The sequence below is a fragment of the Streptomyces sp. NPDC001549 genome (genome assembly GCF_042894025.1).
Lineage (GTDB): Bacteria > Actinomycetota > Actinomycetes > Streptomycetales > Streptomycetaceae > Streptomyces > Streptomyces kutzneri.
The window spans coordinates 84775-106163 of the sequence record NZ_JBIAVJ010000008.1; the positions used below are offsets into that span (position 1 = coordinate 84775).

Below are 21389 nucleotides of genomic sequence, written 5' to 3' on the forward strand. Positions count from 1 at the left end.
CGGCTCAGCCGGCCGACGCGGGGGAGGACCCCGCCGCGGCCCGGGCCAGGGAGGTGTGGGTGATCCGGCCGATGTGGGTGACGAGCTCACCGACGGACATGGCCAGGATGGCGTCCATGTCCTTCTCGGCCAGGAAGCCCATCAGGTCCACGTCGGCGCCGTAGCGGTGGTGGAGCAGCTCGGCGAGGGCGACGAACTCGATGCTCTCCAGGGCGAGGTCCTCGTTGAACGTCGTCTTCATCGTGACCTCCTCCGCGAGCAGGTACTCGTCGCCGACGATCTCCACGAGCATGCCGGTGATCTCGGCGAGGATGTCAGTTGCCATGACGGGCCTCCGTGAGGGGAAGGGGGACGGGTACGGGGGAGGGCGCCGCGAGGTGGGCGGTCCAGGCGACGACGTGGTCGGGCACGGTGTCGGTGAGCGGGGTCGTGAGCGGTGCGGAAAGCGGTGCGGTGAGCGGTGTGGTGAGCGGTGTGGTGCGGATCGGGTACGGGTCCCCCTCGGGGGAAGTCACGAGCAGCGCCCCGGAATCCGGGTCCCCGGCCACCCGCCAGTCCCGCGGGCGGCCGCCCAGCCCGCCCCCGGCCGCCTTGGCCGCGGCCTCCTTCGCGCACCACAGGGCGGTGAGCGCGGCGGGCAGACCGGTGCCCTCGCGGGCGGCCAGCCCTTCGGCGAGGCGGAGTTCGGCCGGTCCGAGGGCGATCCGGATCAGCGCGTCCGGGTCCGCGGTCACCTGCTCGACATCGATGCCGACCGGCCGGGCCGGGTGGGCCAGGGCGACCGCGATCCGGTCCTTGTGGGCGATCGACAGCCGGAAGCCGCGGGTCAGCGGGGCCCCGGCCACCGGCCGGCCCGCCGGGTCGTTGCCGATCGGCACCTCCGCGGGGAACACCGGACCGGCCCCGCCGTCCCACAAAAGCTGCCGCAGCGCGTCCTTGGCCGCGATCCGGCCCAGCAGCCAGGGTGCCCGGGCGCGCGGCGCCAGCCGCTCGTAGGCCGCCCGCTCGGCGGCACCGAGGTAGCGGCGCATCACCAGTTCCTGCGAGGCGGGATCGTTCCAGCGGCGCCGGGCCAGACACCAGCCCTCGGGCCGGGGTTCGCCGATCCCGCACACCTCCGGGGTGAACTTCATCGGCCAGACCCGCTCGTCGGCACCGAACCGGCGGTACGTCCACCCCTCGATCCGGGCCCACACCCCGCCCCCCGCCCCGCGCAGCTCGATGTCACCGCGCACGGTGACGTCCTGCACCGCGCGGATCCGGGCCGTGGCGGTCACCAGCTCCCGCGGAGCGGGCGGGGGCCCGTAGAACCGGATGCGGTCCACGGTGGCCGGGAACACCAGCCGGTCGACCGGCAGGCGCAGCTGCATCCAGTGCCCGAAGAGCTGCCCGGCGGCGTCGAGCAGCGCGCCCGGGTCGGGCAGTGCCCGCAGGACCCCCTGGATGCCGTCCGAGCCGACGGACCGCACCTCGTGCACCCCCGCGAAGCGCGGGCCGTGGAACATCCACCGGTCCCGGTACAGGGCCTCGGCGCTGACCGGGGCGGGTCCGGGGTCGCGCAGGGGCGTGCCGTCGGGCGCGGGCGGCTCCCCGTACCGCTCGCCGAGCAGCACGACCACCGAGGCGTACTCCCCGAGGCCGACCCGCATCCGGCCCGGCCCGTCACCGCGGACGGTGACCTCGACGTCGACGGCCGGCTCGACCGCCAGCCACCGCAGGGCCCGTACGTCCTCGTAGCCGGTGACGGCGAGGCCGGGCGGGGCGTGCCGCCGGGCGGCCCCGGCCGCCAGCTCCAGCATGGTGGTCATGGGTACGACGGGGAACCGGTCGGAGTCCTCCGGCCAGCCGTCGGGCTGGAGGTACACGCAGTGGTCCCGTACGTAGGGGAGCGCGGTGAGGGACAGCCGCAGGAGCTGCTTCCCCGTGGCCCTTCCCGAACCATTGAGGTCCTGGGCCGGCGGCGGTTCCTGTGCCGGTGCCTTCGGCGGTCCTACGGCCGACCAGGCCTCGGTGACGGCCCGGGCGGCCGAGCCCGCGTCGGCCAGTACCGCGTCCAGGGCGGACAGCAGCACGGGCCGGTCACCCGCGGGCCCGTCCGGGGCCGGTGAGGGTGACGGTGACAGTGACGGTGACGGTGAGGGTGACGAAGTGAGAAGGCCGGCGAGTGCGGCCCGGTCCGGCTCGCCGAGGCGGACCAGCGGGGACCCGAGGTCCAGCGGCATCCCGCGCCCGGGGGAGCGCACCGGAGCCGGTGCGGCCGCCCCTTCGGCCGGCCGGTCCCACCGGGGCGCGTACCCCTCGGTCCAGAGCGCGGCGCAGGTGCGGCGGAGGGCCGCCAGGCCCGGCAGGCGCGGGGAGGAGGTGGAGACCGAGAGATGCGGGCGCTCGCGCAGGGTGTCCTCGACGAAGCCCGGCAGACTGCCCGGGCCCAGCGTGACGAAGCCGCGCACGCCCTCGTCCTCGTACAGCCGCAGGGTCAGTTCGCGGAAGCGGACCGGCTCCAGCAGGTGCCGTACGACCAGGTCGCGTACGTCCTGCGGTGCGGACGGGAACGGCGCGCACGTGGTGGCCGACCACACCGGGAGCCCCCCGGGCCGCAGCGGCAGCCGGTCGAAGGCGGCCCGGACCTGCCCGAGGTACGGCTTCCACATCGGGGTGTGGAAACCCGAACGGAACGGCAGCTCCTGACCGAGCACCCCGTCACCGCGCAACCGCGCCACGGCGGCGGCCACCTGTGCCGGATCCCCGCAGATCACGGACTGGTGGGGGCAGTTGTCGTGGCTGACCACCACCCGTTCCAGGCCGTGGAGCGCGGCCTGGGCCCGCGCCGCGCCGCAGCCCAGTGCCGCGTACACGAGATCCGGGACCCGGAGATCACCCGGTCGCAGTGAGTCGAGGAAGGTGTCGGCCGCCTCCTGCGGGTACAGGCCGGCGGCCACCATCGCCGCCCACTCGCCCAGGCTGTGACCCGCCAGCACATCGGCCTCGACGCCCAGTTCGGGCAGGACGCGGGCGAAGAAACGGCCCGTCGCGATCGCGTCGAGGGCCCGCTCCACGAGGGACTCGCCGCGGGTCAGCCGGGGTGCCGGCAGCGCGAACCGCTCCGCCACGTCGTCCACCACAGGGGCGAACTCCGGCTCCAGGCCCGGGAACAGGAACGCCACCCGGCCGCCCAGCGGCTCCGGGGTGAACCACACGTCCCCGCGCCCCCGCCACGGCCGGCCGCGCGCCACCGCCTTCGCGGCCAGCGCGAGCCGCTGGGGCGTGGGCCCGACCACGGCGACCCGGCAGGGCCCGTCGCCGCCGGACACCGGGACGGCGGACGCCAGCCGGGCCGACAGCTGCGCCGGAGTGTCCGCACCGATGAGGAGTACGCCGCCTCCCGCGGCCGGCCCCACCGGCGCGGCCGGGGCTCCCAGCGGCAGGAACCGGCGCACCGGAGCCGGGCGCGAGGCCGTCGGCGCCTCCTCCAGCACCACATGGGCGTTGATCCCGCCGAAGCCGAACGCGTTGACCCCGGCCCGGCGCGGCTGCGGCCCGCGCTCCCACGGCTCGGCCGCGCTCACCGGCCGCATCCGCGTCCGGGCCAGGTCCGGGTGCGGCTCCTCAAGGTGCAGCGTCGGCGGCAGTACCCCCTCGTACACGGCGAGCGCGGCCTTGATCAGCCCGGCCATGCCCGAGGCCTGCATCGTGTGCCCGAGCATCGACTTCACCGAGCCGAAGCCGATCCCGCGTCCGCCCGTCGGCCCGGGCGGGCCGAACACCTGGGCCAGGGTGTCCAGTTCGGCCGCGTCCCCGACCGGGGTGCCCGTGCCGTGCGCCTCCAGCAGCCCCAGCGCGCCCGGCGCCCGCGGATCCAGCCCGGCCTCCCGCCAGGCCCGTTCCAGGGCCTGCACCTGGCCCGCGACCAGCGGGCTCATCAGGCTCGCCGCACGGCCGTCCCCGGCCACGCCCGTGCCGCGGATCACCGCGTACACGCGGTCCCCGTCGCGCTCCGCGTCCGCCAGCCGCTTCAGCAGCACCACCCCGGTGCCCTCGGACAGCAGGGTTCCGTCGGCCCGGCGGTCGAAGGGCCGGATCCGCTCGCTCGGGCTGAGCGCCCGCAGCTGCGTGAACACGCTCCACAGCGTCGCGATGTGACAGTGGTGGACCGCCCCCGCGACCACCGCGTCGCAGCGCCCGGCGGCCAGCAGCCCCACCGCCTGGTCCACCGCCAGCAGGGAGGAGGCGCAGGCCGCGTCCAGGGTGTAGGCGGGCCCGCGGAAGTCCAGCCGGTTCGCGGTCCGGGCGGCGGTGAAGCTCGGCACCAGCCCGATCGACGCGTCCGGCCGCTCCGGCCCCAGCGCGTCCTGGAACGCGGAGCGCACCGCCGCGATCCGCCGCTCACCCAGCTCCGGCGCCAGCTCCCGCAAGGTCTGCGCCAACTGGTGTGCCGTACGCACCCGTTGGTCCAGCCGCGCGGTGGCCACCCCCATGAACCCGCCGCGCCCCAGCACCACCCCGATCCGCGACCGGTCGGCGGGCAGCCGGGCCTCGCCGCCCGCGTCGGCGATCGCCTCGGCCGTCGCGTGCAAGGCCAGCATCTGGTCCGGCTCGGCCCCCTCCACGGCGGTCGGCATGATCCCGAACCGGGTCGGGTCGAAGGCGGCGAGACCGTCGACGAAGCCGCCCCGCCGGCAGTAGAACCGGTCGCCCGCCACCGGTCCGGCCGCGCCCCGCGGGTCGTAGTACACCTCGGGGTCCCAGCGCTCCGGCGGGACCTCGCCGATGCAGTCCGTACCGGCGAGCAGATTGCGCCGGTACGCGGCCAGATCGGCGGCCCCCGGGAACACCGCTCCCATCCCCACGATCGCGGCATCGGCCGGGCGCGGGCCGCGCCGCTCTCCGTCACGCATCGCCCCGGCCCTCCTCCGCCATCAGGACCACCTGTACGTCGCTCCCGTACGCCAGTTCGTCGAGGAACGCGGCGGTCCCCGCCTCCGGCGCGATGAGCGGGATCCCGCGCCGGACGTACGCACGCTCCAGCTCGGGGCCGACCATCCCGCCCGCCTCCGCCGCCCAGGGGCCCCAGTCGACGGACAGCACCCGGCCGGGGAAGGATTCCGCCCAGGTGTGCGCGAGGCCGTCGAGGGCGTCGTTGGCCGCGGCGTAGTCGCACTGGCCGCGGTTGCCGTACACCCCTGCGACGCTGCCGAACAGGGCGAGGAACCGCGGCGCGGGCCACTGCCCGTGCTCGGCCGCCGCGGCGGCCAGGTGGCGGGCCCCGTCGACCTTGGTGGTGAACACCGTGCTGAAGTCGGCCGGTTGCTTGTCCCGCAGCAGCCCGTCCCGCAGCACCCCGGCGCCGTGCACGATGCCGTCGAGGCGGCCGTGGCGCTCCCGTACGCCGGCCACGACCGCCCGGACGGCCCGCTCGTCGGTGACGTCCGCGCAGTGGTAGCGGACGGATGCCGCCGCGGTGCCGAGGGCGGCCAGGGTGGCCCGCACCTCGCGCTCGGCGAGGATCCGGGAGGCCGCCGCCTCGATCTCCGCCGGCGTACGCAGCCCTGCGGCGATCAGGGCCGCACGCAGCGCGACCCGGTCCTGCGCCTGGGCGAATTCGTCGGTGGCGGTCGCGGTGGCGGGTTCGGGGGTGCGGCCGACCAGTTCCACGTGGCATCCGGTGGCGCGGGCCAGCGCGAGCGCGGTGCGGGCGGTGATCCCACGGGCCCCGCCCGTGAGCAGGACCACCGCGTCGCGGTCCAGGGGCGGTGGGCCGTCGGACGCGCGCAGCGGGGCCGGTACCGGGCGGCGGGTGACACGGGTTCCCTCGGCGGTGTAACCCACGGAGGCGGGGGCGCCTGTGGTACCGCCGCCGGCGTCGGTGGCGCTGCTGCCGCCGTCGCTGCTCAGTTCCGCCACCAGCTGCGCCGCGATACGTTCCGGGTCCTCCTTGGGGTGGATGTCCACGGCGCGGACCAGCGTGCCGGGGAATTCGAGGGCCGCGCTGCGGGCGAGGCCGTGCAGACCGGCGCCGGGGGTGCCGGGTCCGGTGACGAGCAGCAGCCGTGGGGTTCCGGTCGTCAGGACCTCCCGCAGCCCCGGGAAGGCGTCGGGCAGTACGGGATCGGCGGTGGTCCGCAGCGCGGAGAGGTCGACGAGGCCGTCGAAGCCGGGCTCGGCCGAGGGCAGGACCGTCGCCATGGCGCCGTGCGCGTCCAGGGCCGCGACGAGTGCGGGCGCGATGGCCTGGCCGTCCTCGACGACGCCGATGCGCAGGCCGCGCAGGGTCCCGGGGGCGCCGTCGGCCGCCGGTACGGGCAGCAGGTCCACCCGGAGCCGGCCGACGGGGGGTGCCACGGGTTCGCCGCCGGGTGTGGCGGGTGCGGCGGGGGCGCGGGCGGTGATCCAGGCGACGATGCCGCGCAGGGTCTTGATCCGGGACAGCTCCTCGACCGCGGACTCGGCGGAGCCGCCGCCGTCCGGGTCCTGGGGGAGTCCGATCCGGTCGGCGAGCGCGCCGATGATCTCCACCCGCTTGATGGAGTCGATGGAGAGGTCCGCCTCCAGGTCCAGTTCGGGGTCGAGCATGTCGCGGGGGTATCCGGTCCGGGTGTGGACGATCTCCAGGACGAGGTCCATGACCTCCTCGGCGGTGCGGGGGCCCGGCTGTGCGGGGGCGGGGCCGGTGGGGTGGCCGGTTCCGGGGTGGCCGGGCGCGCGCCGGGGCGTCTCCTCGGGAGCCGAACGTGGCGAGGGTCCGGAAGGCGCGGCGGCAGTGCGTTCGGCGCCCTGCGGGGACCGCCCCGGCACACTCCCGGCCCCACCGGCCCCGCCCAGGGGATCCGCCGGCACGGAGCCCAGATAGCTGAGGAGGACGTTCCGCTGGGCCTCGACCAGATCGCGGGTGCCTCGGAGGTACTCCAGTACTGCCTCCTCCCGCCGGTCGGATCCGGAGACCGCTGCCGTGGCCGGCGGAGCCACCCGGCGGGCCGGGCGGAGGCCGCCCGGGACCGGTGTGCCGTCCGCGGTGCGGACCAGGTGGCCGTCCACCAGCCAGCCCGGTCGCCGCGGGGCGTGGTCCGGGAGGCGGGAGGTGCGGCCGCGGAAGAGGGCCTCTGGTGCCACCGGAACGCCTGCCGCCATGAGTTCGGCCGCCGCCGTGACCAGCCTGAGCAGGCCGTGCTCACCGGGCACGTCCAGCGGGACCACCGTGTGCGGCCGGCCGTGCAGGATCCGGCCGACCAGACCGGAGAGAACCCGGCCGGGGCCCGCTTCCACGAACGTCCGGACACCGGCCGCGTACATGGCCTCCACCTGCTCGACGAACCGGACCGGCTCCGCGACCTGGCGTGCGGCAAGGCTCCGTATCTCTGGGGGCGTCGCCGGATACCGGTCCGCCGTGGTGTTCGACCAGACCGGGGTGTGGGGAGTCGCCATCCGGGTCGCCGCCAGTTCGGTGCTCAGGGATGCCGCCGCCGGTGCGACCACCGCGCTGTGGAAGGCGCAGGCCACGGGGAGGGGTTCGGCCGAGAGGCCTGCCTCGCGCAGGGCCGTCACCGCCGTGGACACGGCCGCCGTCGGGCCCGAGATCACGCACTGCCGGGGCGCGTTGTGGTTCGCCACCACGCATCCGGCGCGGGCCGCGATCTCCCGTACCTCCTGCGGCGCGGCCGACACCGCCGCCATCGATCCCGGATCCGCGCCGGCGGCCGCCACGATCGCCTCGGCCCGGCGCGCGCTCAGCCGCAGCAGGCTCTCGGTGTCGTAGGCCCCGGCCGCCCACAGCGCGGTGAGCTCCCCGTACGAGTGCCCGGCCACGCAGTCCGGCCGTACGCCGAGCTCGCCGAGCAGCAGGTGCGCCGCCGCCCCCGCGAGGCCGAGGGCCGGCTGTGCCACGCGGGTGTCGGTGACGGCCGCCCGCTGTGCGGCCCGCCCCTCGGCGGTGAACGCCGCCGGCGGGAACATCGTCGACACCACCGGGGGCGGGCCCGAGTCCAGCAGGGCGCGCAGGGCGGGGAAGGCGGTGAAGAGGCCGGCGAGCATGCGCGGGCGCTGGCTGCCCTGGCCGGGGAAGAGGAACGCCACCTTGCCCGGCTCCGCCGTCTCCTCCCGTACGTGGACCCCCGCGCCCGGGGTGAAGGTGCGGGCCTGCTCCAGGCGGGCCGCCAGTTCGTCCAGGCCGCCTGCCACCACCGACACCCTGACCGGGCCGGGGGCCGCGGCGGTCTCCGCCGCGAGGTCCCGCAGGGCCCAGGGCCGCCCGGCCGCGTCGTTCTCCTCCAGCCGCCCCGCGAGCCGGGCCATCGCCCGGCCGACCGCCCGCCGGTCCTCGCCGCGGAAGCAGAACAGCTCCGCCGGCCACTCCTCCAGCCCGTGCCGGGGCTCCGCCGAGCCGCCGTGACCGGCCAGCACGGCGTGGTAGTTGGTACCGCCGAAGCCGAAGGCGCTGACCCCGGCGAACCGCCGCTCCGCGGGCACCGGCCAGGGCCGGGCCTCAGTGTCGAAGGAGAACGGGCTGCTCTCCGCCCGCCAGGCCGGGTTGGGCGTGTCGATGTGCAGGGTCGGGGGCCGCACGCCCGTGTGGACCGCCCGGGCCGCCTTGATCAGCCCGGCCAGCCCGGCCGCGCACTTGGTGTGCCCGAGCTGCGATTTCACGGAGCCCAGCGCGCAGGACCCGGGCCCGGCCCCGGACGCGGTGAACAGCTCGCTCAGCACGGCGAGTTCGGTGCTGTCCCCGACGACCGTGCCCGTGCCGTGCGCCTCGATCAGGCCCACCTCGTCCGCCGTGATGCCGGCCCGGGCGTACGCCCGCTCCAGGGCCCGCCGCTGTCCTTCCGGCCGGGGCGCGGTCAGGCCGAGGGAGCGGCCGTCGCTGGCGGCGCCCACCGCCTTGATCACGGCGTACACGCGGTCGCCGTCGCGTTCCGCGTCAGCGAGCCGCTTCAGGACGAGCGCGCCGACGCCCTCGCCGAGCGCGATCCCGTCGGCGGACGCGTCGAAGGGCCGGCAGCGGCCGCCGGGCGACAGGGCGCGGACCGAGGCGAACATCAGGTAGTCGTTGATGCCGTTGTGCACATCGGCGCCTCCGCACAGCACCATGTCGCTGTCGTGGTCGCGCAGTTGGCGGCAGGCGAGGTCCAGCGCGGCGAGCGAGGAGGCGCAGGCGGCGTCGACCGTGCAGTTCGCGCCGCCCAGGTCGAGGCGGTTGGCGACCCGCCCGGCGATGACGTTGGCGAGGATCCCGGGGAAGGAGTCCTCGGTGAGGCGCGGCAGCTGCTCGTCCAGCGCGGCCGGGAGCTCCCCCAGGTAGGCGGGGTGCAGGGCGCGCAGCCCGTACGCGCCGGCGAGTTCCGTACCGGCCTCCGCGCCGAAGACCACCGAGGTCCGGGACCGGTCGAACGCACGGTCCTTGCCGTAGCCCGCGTCCCCGAGGGCCCGCGCCGAGATCTCCAGGGCCAGCAGCTGCACCGGCTCGATCCCGGCGAGCGAGGCGGGCGGGATGCCGTGCGCGAGGGCGTCGAAGGGCACCGGGCCGAGGAAGCCGCCCCAGCGGGAGGGGGTGCGCTCCCCGGCCCGGGCCGGGTCGGCGTCGTAGTAGAGCGCCGGGTCCCAGCGTTCGGCCGGCACCTCGGTGACGGCGTCGGTCCCGGCGAGGACCATGGCCCAGTAGGCGGCGAGATCGGGGGCGCCGGGGTAGGCGCAGGCCATTCCGACGATGGCGATGTCGAGCGGGTCGGCCGAGTGCGGCGCCCCCTCGGCCGACGCCCCGGCAGCGGCGAGTTCGCGGGCCCGCCGCTCCAGCAGGACAGTGGCCCCGTCGGTGACCTGCGCGTGCAGTGCGGCGATCGTGGTGGTTCCCGTGCGCAGGGTGGCGGCCTGGCCCAGCATGAACAGCCCGTCGGTCTGCTGTTGTTCCTCGGTGACCGGTTCGAGGCCGGTGCCGTCGGGGTTTCGGCGCAGGCCCTTGCTGGCGATCCGCAGCCGCCCCAGGTTCAGCCGCTCCAGCTCCTCCCACATCGTGCGCGGCTCGATGCCGCTCTCCGTGAGCCGGTGGCGGGTCGCCTCGAAGGCCGCGGCGTACGGGGTGGCCGCGCACCGCGTGGCGTGTCCCGGCGCAGTGTGCAGCAGCACGGTGTCCGCGCACTCCACCGCCGCCCGCTGGAAGCCCGGCCGGATGGCGCCCGCCGCCACGGCCTCCTCGGTGAACAGGTAGGCGGTGCCCATCAGCACCCCGACCCGGGCGCCCCGGGCGGCCAGCGGGGCCGCGGCCGCCACCGCCATGGCGGCGGACCGCTCGTCGTGGATTCCGCCCGCGAACAGCAGGTCCAGGGCTTCGGGTTCGGGGCAGGTGAGCAGGCGTTCGATCTGCTCCTCCCACAGCGGGAACGAGGCGCGCGGCCCGACGTGTCCACCGCACTCCAGCCCCTCGAAGACGAACCGCCGCGCCCCGTCGGCGAGGTACCGCTCCAGCAGGCCGGGGGAGGGCACGTGCAGGTGGGTCCGGATCCCGGCGGCCTCCAGCGGGGCCGCCTGCGCCGGGGTGCCGCCGGCGATGATCGCGTACGGCGGGCGGGCCTCGGTCACGGCCGCCAGTTGCTCCTGGCGCAGCCCGGGCGGGGCGAAGCCGAGCAGGCCCACGCCCCAGGGGAGGTCCCCGAGCCGCTCGGCCGTCTCCGCCAGCAGCCGGCGTACGTCGGGGCCCTCCATCACCGCGAGCGCGAGGTACGGGACCCCGCCCGCGGCCGCCACCGCCGCGGCGAAGGCGGCCTGGTCGCTCACCCGGGTCATCGGGCCCTGCGCGACGGCGTGCGACCGCCCGAGGGGCCGGGCCCGTACCGCCGCTTCCAGGTGCCCGGCGACGGCCGCCCGTACGGCCTGCAGGACGCCGCCCGTGGTCCGGTGCCGCGCGGCCAGCCGGGCTGCCGAGGCCCCGTCCTGCCCGACGGGCAGCAGCTGGGTCCGCAGGTCGCGGGCGCCGAGCAGGGTGGGTACGGGTCCCTCGGGCGGGGTCAGGCCGGGCCGTGCGAACACCCGGTGCCCGTCGGCCAGCCGGGTCTCGGAGCCGTCCATCGCCCGCAGCGCGGCGGCGACTTCCTCCGGGAGCCCGGCCTCGCCCTCCGTGGTCAGGGCCAGTTGTACGTCGAGCAGTACCCCGGCGGCCCCGCCCGCGACGGCCGCGGCCGCCGTGTGCGGGCCGATCCCGCCGCAGGCGCGTACGGGTACCCGGACCGCGGGGTCGCCGAGGAGCTGCTGGAGCAGGACGAAGGTGGTGGCCGGGCCCACCCGGCCGCCCCCCTCATGCCCCTTGGCCACCAGTGCGTCCGCCCCGGCGGCCACGGCCGCCCCGGCCTCGGCCGCGCCGGTGACCTCGGCCCACACCCGGGGCCGCCCGGCCGCCGCGGCCCATGCGGCCACCCGCTCGGGGGTGTGCGAGGCGGGGTCGGCGAGCAGCACGGTGTCCACCGCGGCGGGCAGCTCCCCGGGGCCGAGCGGACAGCCGGCCGGCACCCGCACCCCGTACCGGGCGCTGCCGCCGCCGAGCCGGCGGCCCAGCTCCGCGAAACCGCGCCGCGCGGCATCGGCGTCCCGGCCGAGGTCGAGCAGGCCGAGGGCCCCGGCGCGTTCGGCGGCGGTCACGACGGCCGGGTGGGGTTCCTCGAAGGGGCTGACCGCGACGACCAGGTCACGGGTGGCGGCGGCGGGCTGCGGGTGCTGGGGGGTCACGGGCGCTCCTCTTCCAATGCTGTGTGACATGGCGCAGTGCGGGACGGAAGGAAGGACGGACGGCGGGCGGGTGGACCGACGAGCCGATGAGCCGAAGTGCCGACGAGCCGATGTGCCGATGTGCCGTGCAACGGCGGTGCGGGGCAGGGCGGAAGAAGGGGGAGCGCGGCGGTCACACGCACACCGGCCGGGGCACCCGCCGCGGGTACGGCGGGATTGAACCGTGATCAAACACCCGCATGCCGCGATGCATCGTGCGGGGGCCACCCTGCACTGTCAACAGCCATGCGGAATACGATGCTTCGCACCCTCGGCATACACGTGCCACCCGGATTCCCGCCCGGGCGGACCCACGACACACCCCGGCCGAGCCGGTGGCCTGCGGCGTTCTCCGCCGGGCGGGGCCGCCCCCGCCGCGCGGGCCGGCGTACCGCGTCCTCGCGGGCATGCCGCGCCGGCATGCCTACTCACCGACCGGGCATGACCGTCACGCCGGACCCGGTCAGTTGTTCACCCGACGAGCCCTTACAGGTACAGCCTCACGCGGTTACCGTCCGGTCATGACCCCCACCCTCGCGCAGCTCCGCTACCTCGTCGCCGTCGCCGACTGCCGGTCCATCACCGGGGCCGCCGCCTCGGTCTTCGTCGCCCAGTCCGCGCTGTCCCGGGCCGTGCAGGCCATGGAGCGCGATCTCGGCGTCGAGCTCCTCGCCCGCCGGGGAAGGGGGGTGGACCTCACGCCGGAGGGGGCCCGGGTCGTCCGGCTGGCCCGGACCGTGCTCAACGCGGTGGAGGCCATCGACGACATAGGGACCCCGCACGGCGGGGGCGCCGGGGCGGTCCTGACCCTGGTCACCACTCCCACGCTCGCCCTCGACCTGGCCACCGACCTCATCGCGGCCTTCACCGGACGGCACCCGGCCGTCGACGTCCGGCTCCAGCAGCACGACAGCAGGGAGGCCCTGGTCGAGGAGGTGACCCAGGGGCGCGCGGAGCTGGCCCTGGTCGACCTGCCCGTCGACAAGGAGCTCTCCACCCACTTCATCCAGGAGCGGGAGGTGGTGCTGATATCACCGCCGGGCTCCCGGCTGCCCCACCCGATGCCCCTGCGCATGCTCGACGGGCTGCCGATGGTGCTGCCCGCGCCGGGGACCGGCCGGCGCACCGAGATGGAGGCCATGTTCAGCTGCCTCGGAGTGCGGCCCGTCCCCACCCTGGAGGTCGACGAACGCCTCGCGTGGGTGACGGGTGTGACGGACGGCCGGGGCTCCCTCATCTGGTACCGGGACGTGGTGCTGAGGGCCTTCGGGAGCCGGGCCGAGATCCGCTCCTTCACACCGCCGCTGCTGCGCCCGGTGGGCATCGCCCACGCCCGGCGGCCGCTCAGCCGGGCGGCCCGCGCGTTCATCGCGCAGGCTGGGCACAAGGCACCCGTTCGGGAGCCGGTGCGCTGACCGGACATGCCGCCGCGGCATTGAACGATGCTCGAACAGGAGGGGGCGGGGTCTGGCACACCAACTGATGTCCCCTCACATTGTGCGCATGTCCCGACTCCTGACACCCCCACGGGCCGCCGCCCTCGCGACCGCGGTCCTCGCCACGATTTTGCCCGCGCTCGCCTGGATGGCCACGGCCACCGCCTCCACCGTCTCCACCGGCTCCGCCGCCCCGCAGGCCGCCGCCGTGGCCCTGGCGCCGGAGAAGAAGTGCACCCTCCCCGGCGGGCTCGCCGAGCTCAGCGGCCTCGCCATGAGCCGCAGACATCCCGGGGTCTTCTACGCCGTCAACGACAGCGGGAACACCAACCAGGTCTTCGCCGTCGACTGCAACGGCGCCACCGGCCGCCTGCTGGCCACCTTCACCGTCGCCGGTGTCGGCAACACCGACTGGGAAGGCCTGGCGCTCGGTACGGACGCGGGCGGCGGCCCGGCGATCCTGGTCGGCGACATCGGGGACAACCTCAGCGGGCGCGCGGAGATCACCGTGCACCGGTTCGCCGAGCCGGATCAGCTCACGAACGCCACGGTCACGCCCGTGACCTACCGCTTCGCCTACGCCGACGGCAAGCACGACGCCGAGTCCCTGCTCGCCGATCCCGTGACCGGCCGCCTCTACGTCGCCAGCAAGCTCATCGGAGCCGCCGGCCGGCTCTACCAGGCCCCGCTGCCGCCGGTGACCGGTCAGGTCAACACCCTCACCGCGGTCCGGCCCGGCCCCGTGTTCGCCACCGACGGCGCCTTCTCGCCGACGGGTGCCTCGTACACCCTGCGCAGTGGCGGGCCGCTGGGCGCGAACACGGCCTCCGTGTACGACACGGCCGGGGTCAAGCTCGCGGACGTCGCCCTCCCGGCCCAGTCGCAGGGGGAGACGGTGACGTACGCCGACTGCGCGAACCTGCTCGTCGGTTCGGAGAACGACACGCAGATCTGGCGGGTCCCGCTGCCACCGGAGGCCACCCCGGGCTGCGGCGCCACGCCCACCCCCACTCCCACCCCCACCCCCACCCCGACCCCGACGCCCACTCCCACCCCGACGCCCACGCCTACCCCAACCCCGACTCCCACCCCCGGCGGGCTGAAGTTCACCGGCCCCGGCCCGCAGACGTGCAGGTTCAACCAGTCCTGCACCGTCCAGCTCACCACCACCGGGGCGAAGCCCCCCGTCCGGTATGCCGCCACAGGCCTGCCCTGGGGCCTCACGCTCGACAGCGCCTCCGGCAGGATCACCGGCAAGCCCTGGGGCAGCGGCGTCTTCCAGGTCACCGCCACCGCGAGCGATGCCACCGGAGCCACCGCGGGCACCACCTTCACCCTGACCCTCAACTGGTTCTGAGACGGGACGGACACGGGCTTGTCCAACCCGCTCCCGAGGCCGCACTGTTGACCGAGTTTCGTCCATCAGGTCAGGAGAACCGGCTTGTCGTCCCACATCTCACCCGTCCCGCAGAGCCCGGCCGCCCCGCACGTGATCGACCCCGCCGGCGGCTGCCCGCACGCCCTCAACGCCCGGCTGCGCGCCGAGCACGGCGCGGTGGCGGAGGTCGTGCTCCCCGGTGGGGTACCCGGGGCGGTCGTCCTGGGCCACGACGCGCTGAAGGAGTTCCTCGCCCACCCCGACGTGGCCAAGGGCGCCCGGCACTTCCCCGCCCTGCAGGACGGCACCATTCCCGCCGACTGGCCCCTGCGGGTCTTCGCCAATGCCCAGGGCATGCACACCGCGGACGACGCCGACCACCGCCGCCTGCGCGCGCTGGTCGGCAAGGCCTTCACCATCCGCCAGGTGGAACGGCTGCGGCCGCGCGTCGAGGAGCTGACCGCCGAACTCCTCGACGACCTCGGGCGGGCCGCGGCCGGGTCCCCCGACGGGACCGCCGACCTGTACGAGCTCTTCGCCCTCCCGCTCCCGATGAACGTCATCTGCGAGCTGCTCGGCGTGGACCCCGAGCACCGGGGCCGGCTGCACCACCTGACCAACCAGGTGATCATCGCCACCGACATCACCCCGGCCGAGAAGATGGCCGCCCTGCAGGAACTCATGGCCCTGACCGGCACGATCGCGGCCGCCCGCGCCGCGAACCCCGGCGAGGACCTCACCAGCGCCCTGATTGCCGCCCGCGAGGACGACGGGGACCGGCTCACCCAGGCCGAACTCATCGGCACCATGCGGCTGATGCTCGTCGCGGGCCACGAGACCACCCTCAACCTCATCGTCAACGCGGTCCGCGCGCTGTGCGCCCACCGCGACCAGCTCGCGCTCGTCCTGGACGCCAAGGCCACCTGGTCGGACGTGGTGGACGAGACCCTGCGCTGGGACACCCCGGTCAGCTGGTTCCCGTTCCGCTACCCGACCCGCGACCTGACCGTCGACGGGACCGTGATCCCGCAGGGCACCCCGGTGCTCGCCGGATACAGCGCGGCGGGCCGCGACGAGTCCTTCCACGGTCCGGACGCCGACCGCTTCGACCTCACCCGCCCCACCGCCGCCCGCAGCCTCGCCTTCGGCCACGGCGCCCACTACTGCACCGGGGCCCCGCTCGCCCGGCTGGAGGCCACGATCGCCCTGGAGCGGCTCTTCACCCGCTTCCCCGACCTCGACCTCGCCGTCCCGGAGTCCGAACTCCCCTACCAGAACAGCTTCATCAGCAACAACGTCCGCTCACTCCCGGTCCGCCCCGGCCGACAGGCCACTTCCTAGAGCCCGGACGCGTACGTTCACCGTGTGCCACCCCGTCGCCCCGTCCGGCACGGTCCCGGTGCGGACTCCCGTCTGCACCGCGCCCGTGCCGTCCGTGGCGCGGACCTCCAGGGTGTGCGGCCCGGGGGTGGCCTCCCACGGCCAGACCCACTGGCGCCAGGTGTCGACGCCGTCCGCCGCCCCGAGCCGCGCCTCCTGCCAGGCGCCGCCGTCCACCCGTACCTGGACCCGCTCGATCCCGCGGTGCTGGGCCCAGGCCACCCCGGCGACCGGCACCCGGCCCGGTGCCAGGTCGGCGTACGGGCGCGGGGTGTCGATCCGCGACTGCGTCTTGACCACGGCCTGCTGGGCCCAGGACCGGCGCACCCAGTAGGCGTCGTACGCGGCGAAGGTGGTCAGCCGCAGCTCGGTGAGCCACTTGCAGGCGGAGACGTACCCGTACAGGCCCGGTACGACCATCCGCACCGGGAACCCGTGGGCGAAGGGCAGCGGCCGGCCGTTCATGCCGACGGCCAGCAGCGCCGCCCGGCCGTCCATGACGGCCTCGACCGGTGTGCCGATGGTCATGCCGTCCACCGAACGTGCCACCAGCTGGTCGGCGGGCCCGCCCTCGGACGGCGGCCGCACCCCCGCCTCCCGGAGCAGGTCCCCGAGACGTACGCCGAGCCAGCGGGCGTTGCCCGCGTACGGGCCGCCGACCTCGTTGGACACACAGGTGAGCGTGATGTCGTGCTCGACCACCGGGCGGGCGAGGAGCCGGCGCAGATCCAGGGTCAGGGGCCGGGCGACCCCCTCCCCGTGGATGCGCAGCCGCCAGGTGTCCGCGTCCACGCGCGGGACGACCAGTGCGGTGTCCACCCGGTAGAAGTCCTGGTCCGGGGTGAGGAAGGGGCCGAGCCCGGGCACCCGCAGGTCCGCCCCGGCGGGCACCGGCGGCGCGGGCACGGTGGGCCGGGGGAGGACGAAGCGGGCCCGGGAGGCGGTGGCGTCGGCACTGCCGTGCGCACCCAGACGTCGTGCCCCGAGTCCGACCCCGGCCGACGCAGCCAGGACGGCGACCACCAGCCGGCCGAAGCCACGCCGGTCCATCGCCCCGGCCCCGCCCTGCACGGCTCCGGCCGGGCGGGTCCGTCTCCCGGCCGTGACCAGCAGGTACAGCACCCCGGCCGAGACCAGTGCGCCCACCAGTGAGGGCAGCGCGTCCCGCCAGGAGGCATCCGGCCGGCTGAGCGCGGCCAGCGCTCCCACCAGCCCGAATCCGCCCGTGACGGCGATCGCGGCCGGGAGGTGGCGTACGGCGAGCAGCCCGGCGCCGACGGCGACCGCGGCCAGGACGGCGAGGATGCCGAGGCCCAGCACCAGCTTGTCGGAGGTGCCGAACAGCCGGATGGCCCATTCCCGGACGGCCACCGGCGTCAGGTCGACCACGGCCCCGCCGACGGCCGTGACCGGCGAGGCCTCGGGCCGGCCGGCCGCCGCGGCCAGCTGCGCGGACGCCAGTCCGGCCACGGCCGCGACGATCCCGCTGACGGCGCCCATCGCACGCCGCGGCCGTGCGGAACGGCTCGGGTCTGACTCCACACGGCCAGTGTCCCCCGCCCGGGCACTCTTGTGGTGGCGCCGTGCCGCCGGGCCCGGCCGCGCAGCCGTGCCGCGGGGCCCGACCTTGCCGTGCCGGGCAGTGCCGGCGTCTTGCGCCCAGGGTGAAAGGACCACGCCCGGAGTGAACGGGCCGCGGCGACGGCCGGGCGCGCGGCAACGATGACGACATGACCCCTCATCGTTCCCCGGAAGCGTGGACACCGTGCCCCTGAAACCCGACCGGACCCTCCGGACCTCGCCCTACCGGCCCGTACTCACCCACTCGACGCTGCGCCGCCTGTTACCGGGGTTCACCGTCTCGTCCCTCGGCGACGGCATGGCCGTGGTCGCCGTGAGCTGGCTGGCGATCGAGATCGCACCGGCGGCGGAACGCGGCATGTGGGTGGCCCTGGCGGCCGCGGCCTACACGCTCTCGGGCGCCGCGGGAGCCGTCCTCCTCGGCCGGTTCCTGCGGCACCGCTCCCCGGCCCGGCTGGTCGCCTGCGACGCCCTGCTGCGCGCCACCGCCCTGGGCGCGATCCCCGTGTGCCACGCCCTCGGGACGCTGAGCGTCGAGCTGTACGTCGCCCTGCTCGCCCTGTCCTCCGTCCTCCACTCCTGGGGCCAGGCCGGCGTCCACACCTTGCTGGCCCGGCTGCTGCCGGAGCGCGACCACCTGGCCGGCAACGCCGTCCTGTCCGGCGTCCGCTCGCTCTCCACCGTCTTCGGCCCGCCGCTCGCGGGCGCCCTGATCCTGTGGGGTGGCGCTGCGACGGTGATCGCCGTCGACGCGGCGACCTTCCTCGTCCTGGCCGCCACCTTCCTCTTCGGCGTGCCGCACGACGCCGCGCCCGCGCCCGAGGGGGGCACTTCCCGGACCGCGGGCTTCGCCGTCATCCGCCGCACCCCGGCCCTGCTGGGCCTGCTCGCCCTGAGCTTCGCCTTCTTCTGCCTCTTCGGTCCCGTGTACGTCGCCCTGCCGCTGTACGTGTCGGACGGGCTGGGCGCTCCGGCGGGACTGCTCGCAGCCTTCTACACCGCGTTCGGGGTCGGCGCCGTCCTCGGCTCCGTCCTGACCGGCTACCTGAACCGCCTGCCGGTGTGGCCGACCACGACCGGCATCGTCGCCGCCGTCGGTGCCTTCATGCTGCCGACGGGGCTGGGAGCGCCGACGGCCGTCGCCGTCGCCGGGTTCGCGGCTGCCGGGCTGCTCTGGCCTCCGTACGCCTCGCTCTCCACCGCCCTCTTCCAGCGTTCGGCCCCGCCGGAACTGCTTCCCCAGACGCTGGCCGCGAGCTCGGCGGTCGGGGTGCTCGCGGTGCCGCTCGGTACCGTGCTGGGCGGCCCGCTGGTGGCCGGGCTCGGAGCCCGGGAGACCCTGCTGCTCTCGGCCGCCTCGATCGCCGTCCTCGGCCTGGCGGCCGCCGGAGCCGCATGGGCGGGGCGGAAACGAGGTGCATGACCCCGTGCACGGACCTGCCCGGGGTCCGGGCCTGCCCGGGGTCCGGGCCTGCCCGGGGTCCGGGCCTGCCGGGGTCCGGACCTGCCCGGGGTCCGGACCTGCCCGGGGTCCGGACCTGCCCGGGGTCCGGGCAGGCCGGTGGCGCGGGTCAGCGGGTGGCGGCAGCCGCCGGGAGGGCCGCGGCGATCTGTGCGGCCAGCCGGTACGGGTCACCGGTCGGCCGGTCCGGATGGCGGGTGGTGCGCCCCGCCCACTCCGCCTCGAAGGCGTGCCAGTCGATCTCCCGCGGCGCGGTCTTCCGCACCAGTGCCTCGTCCAGCGAAGCGAAGTAGTGCGCCCACCGGGGTGCGTACAACTCCGAGATCAGGCCGCTCCATTCGCGGTTCGCGTAGTCGTGCAGGAAACCGCCCTCGCTGGTGCTGCGGCGGCCCCACACGCTCAGCAGCGAGCGGGCGTCGTACTCGTACCGGTCCTGCTCGGCCCGGTCCGCGCCCCAGGAGCGCGCCGCGGAGAGCCAGGTGCCGAGGAGGAAGGCCGGGTCGGATCCGGTGACCGCCTCCAACTTCCGCTCCCCGTCCCGCCATTCGGCCGTCAGGGCCCGGAAACGGGCCAGGTCCTTGGCCTCGTAGGCCGCCCTGATCTTCGGCAGCAGCACCCGCGAGTGGTTGGCGAGGGCCTGCCGGGCGGTGTCCACCAGGTCGAAGCGGTAGGCGCTGGAGCCGCGCAGCGCCGGATCCACCTTCAGCAGGTGGTCCAGGGCCTTGCGCACCGAACCGGCCGGATAGCGCATGGACCGGGGGCTCCAGTAGGCCGCCCCCGCCGCGGTCAGGCTCGGCCGGGCGGTGAACAGGCTGTCCTGCGACTCCGACCACAGACCCGAGGAGGTGCTGTACGGCCCCTTGCGGAGCTCCTCCCAGGCCGCGGCGGCCTCGGCGTCCGGACGGCCGTAGCGGCGGGCCGCGAAGCCGGCGAACCACGCGCGCTGGTCGACCGGCCCGCGCTCCCAGGCCAGATCGGTGAAGAGGTCGAAGGCGGCCGGGTTGGTCCCGGTGGCCTCCGGCAGGTAGGCGATCCCGGCGAGCGCGCTGTTCGCCTTGTCCCGCCAGGGGCCGAACCGCTCGATCCACACGGAGCTGTTCGCGCCGACCGTGGTGTGCCCGCCGAAGTTGTAGATGGTGCCCATCGCGTACGGGGCCCCGTCCCAACGGGACTCGCGGTCGAGCCGGTTGTAGCGGTCGGACAGCCCGTCCAGGATCAGTAGCTTCGAGGTGTCCACCCCGGCCAGCAGCTCCGGGGCGGGGTCGTCCTGCCAGCCCAGCACCGCCCACAGCGCACCCGGGTGGGCGGCGTGCAAGGCGCCCTGGATGGCGCCCGCGGCGGCGCCGACGTCGACGGATCCGGTCTGGCCGCCCTCGTGCAGCGGGCTCATCCGGTACATCGTGCTGTCCCCGAACACCTCGCGCTGCTCGGCGTAGTACGCGGCGGCCAGCCTCCCGAACACGGGCGAGGCGGGGTCCAGCCAGTCCGGGCGGTCGAAGCCCGCCCAGTCGCCCTGGGCGACCGTTGCCGCCCCCGGGTTGCGCGCGGCGAACCCGGGCGGCACGGTGCCGAAGTAGCCCGGCAGCACCGGGGTCATGCCGAGCCCGCGCAGCTGCTCGGCGATCCGCCCGCCCAGCTCGGCACGCTCGCGCATCAGCCGCTCGGTGACCGGGCCGCCGAATCCGCTCAGGTTCTGCAGCAGCCACCAGCTCTGGTGGCCGGGGCCGGGGATCCACTCCCGCAGTTCCCCGGCGGAGTAGCCGAACTCCTGGAGCGCCCGGTAGTACGGGTACTCGGCGCCGACCTGTACGAACACCTCGTTGATGCCGTGCAGGGCGAGCAGGTCGATCTGCCGCTGGTGCTCCTCGAAGGAGCGGTACGGGCCGGAGTACCCGTCGTCGGTGTCGTTCAGCGCGTACCGGTGCGGGACCTGCGCGCTGCGGGTGACCGGTGCGGGGACCGCCGGCAGCCGGCCGGGCAGCATGCCGATGCTGTCGCCGGGCCAGCCGATGTCGACCCCGGCGACGTGCTGGAGGTACCAGCCGACGCCGGTGAGCAGGGTGGCCCCGGTGCTGCCGCGCACGGTGATCGCGCCGGGGGTGCCGGACACGGTGAAGGTGTCGGAGGCGGCCGTCGTGTCGGGCACCAGGGTGAACTGCCCCCAGTGGCGCGGAAGCAGCCGCCGCAGGGCGGCCCGCGCGGGCGCGATGTCGAAGGTGCGGGCCCGGACCGGACTCCGGGAGGCACCCGGGTGCGCGTCCGTCGTCACGTCGGCCCGTGCGGGCGGCCCCCGGCCCCGGGGGGGGGGCCCCGGGGGGGGGCCCCCCCCCCCCCCCCCCCCCCCCCCCCCCGGGGGGGCGGGGGGGGGGGGGGGGGGGCCGGGGCGGCGGGGGGGGCCCCCGGGGTT

At 75.9% G+C, this 21389-nt stretch carries 9 protein-coding genes; 4 read left to right on the forward strand and 5 right to left on the reverse strand.

Features of this window, described 5'->3' with window-relative positions:
• Positions 1 to 4: 4 nt before the first annotated feature.
• The 3 genes from ACFY04_RS16080 to ACFY04_RS16090 are packed head-to-tail and all read right to left on the reverse strand — an operon-like array spanning position 5 to position 11706.
• Entirely contained in the window at positions 5 to 325 is a 321-nt protein-coding gene (locus ACFY04_RS16080) for a hypothetical protein (protein ID WP_030716857.1), read from the reverse strand.
• On the reverse strand, positions 315 to 4895 hold the full coding sequence (locus ACFY04_RS16085; RefSeq protein ID WP_389117098.1) for a beta-ketoacyl synthase N-terminal-like domain-containing protein: 4581 nt from the start codon (positions 4893 to 4895) through the stop codon (positions 315 to 317). The genes ACFY04_RS16080 and ACFY04_RS16085 overlap by 11 nt, the downstream gene beginning before the upstream one ends.
• Positions 4888 to 11706 (reverse strand): SDR family NAD(P)-dependent oxidoreductase, encoded by a 6819-nt coding sequence (locus ACFY04_RS16090; protein ID WP_389117100.1) that lies wholly within the window; start codon positions 11704 to 11706, stop codon positions 4888 to 4890. The genes ACFY04_RS16085 and ACFY04_RS16090 overlap by 8 nt, the downstream gene beginning before the upstream one ends.
• Positions 11707 to 12266: 560 nt before the next feature.
• On the opposite strand from ACFY04_RS16090, the gene ACFY04_RS16095 reads away from it, so the two are divergent.
• The 3 genes from ACFY04_RS16095 to ACFY04_RS16105 all read left to right on the forward strand — a co-directional run bounded on the left by ACFY04_RS16095 (position 12267) and on the right by ACFY04_RS16105 (position 15900).
• A complete protein-coding gene (locus tag ACFY04_RS16095) occupies positions 12267 to 13160 on the forward strand; it encodes a LysR family transcriptional regulator (RefSeq protein WP_389117102.1) in 894 nt (297 codons plus the stop codon).
• An 88-nt stretch (positions 13161 to 13248) separates the two neighbouring features.
• A complete protein-coding gene (locus ACFY04_RS16100; RefSeq protein ID WP_389117104.1) occupies positions 13249 to 14538 on the forward strand; it encodes a putative Ig domain-containing protein in 1290 nt (429 codons plus the stop codon).
• Between the two features lie 84 nt (positions 14539 to 14622).
• Positions 14623 to 15900: a cytochrome P450 gene (locus ACFY04_RS16105; protein WP_389117105.1), complete on the forward strand. Its 1278-nt coding sequence runs from the start codon at positions 14623 to 14625 to the stop codon at positions 15898 to 15900.
• Here the strand turns inward: ACFY04_RS16105 and ACFY04_RS16110 are convergent.
• A complete protein-coding gene (locus ACFY04_RS16110; protein WP_389117372.1) occupies positions 15862 to 17439 on the reverse strand; it encodes a molybdopterin-dependent oxidoreductase in 1578 nt (525 codons plus the stop codon). The genes ACFY04_RS16105 and ACFY04_RS16110 overlap by 39 nt on opposite strands.
• Positions 17440 to 17704: 265 nt before the next feature.
• Here ACFY04_RS16110 and ACFY04_RS16115 point away from each other — a divergent pair, with 265 nt between their 5' ends.
• Positions 17705 to 18943 (forward strand): MFS transporter, encoded by a 1239-nt coding sequence (locus ACFY04_RS16115; protein ID WP_389117107.1) that lies wholly within the window; start codon positions 17705 to 17707, stop codon positions 18941 to 18943.
• A 148-nt stretch (positions 18944 to 19091) separates the two neighbouring features.
• On the opposite strand, the gene ACFY04_RS16120 is transcribed toward ACFY04_RS16115, so the two are convergent.
• Positions 19092 to 21251 (reverse strand): alpha-N-acetylglucosaminidase, encoded by a 2160-nt coding sequence (locus ACFY04_RS16120; RefSeq protein WP_389117109.1) that lies wholly within the window; start codon positions 21249 to 21251, stop codon positions 19092 to 19094.
• Positions 21252 to 21389 lie beyond the last annotated feature (138 nt).

Bases quoted from the DNA above. Each gene is read 5' to 3' on its own strand.
- ACFY04_RS16080 (WP_030716857.1), bottom strand. From the start codon at position 325: ATGGCAACTGACATCCTCGCCGAGATCACCGGCATGCTCGTGGAGATC.
- ACFY04_RS16085 (WP_389117098.1), bottom strand. From the start codon at position 4,895: ATGCGTGACGGAGAGCGGCGCGGCCCGCGCCCGGCCGATGCCGCGATC.
- ACFY04_RS16095 (WP_389117102.1), top strand. From the start codon at position 12,267: ATGACCCCCACCCTCGCGCAGCTCCGCTACCTCGTCGCCGTCGCCGAC.
- ACFY04_RS16100 (WP_389117104.1), top strand. From the start codon at position 13,249: ATGTCCCGACTCCTGACACCCCCACGGGCCGCCGCCCTCGCGACCGCG.
- ACFY04_RS16110 (WP_389117372.1), bottom strand. From the start codon at position 17,439: ATGGGCGCCGTCAGCGGGATCGTCGCGGCCGTGGCCGGACTGGCGTCC.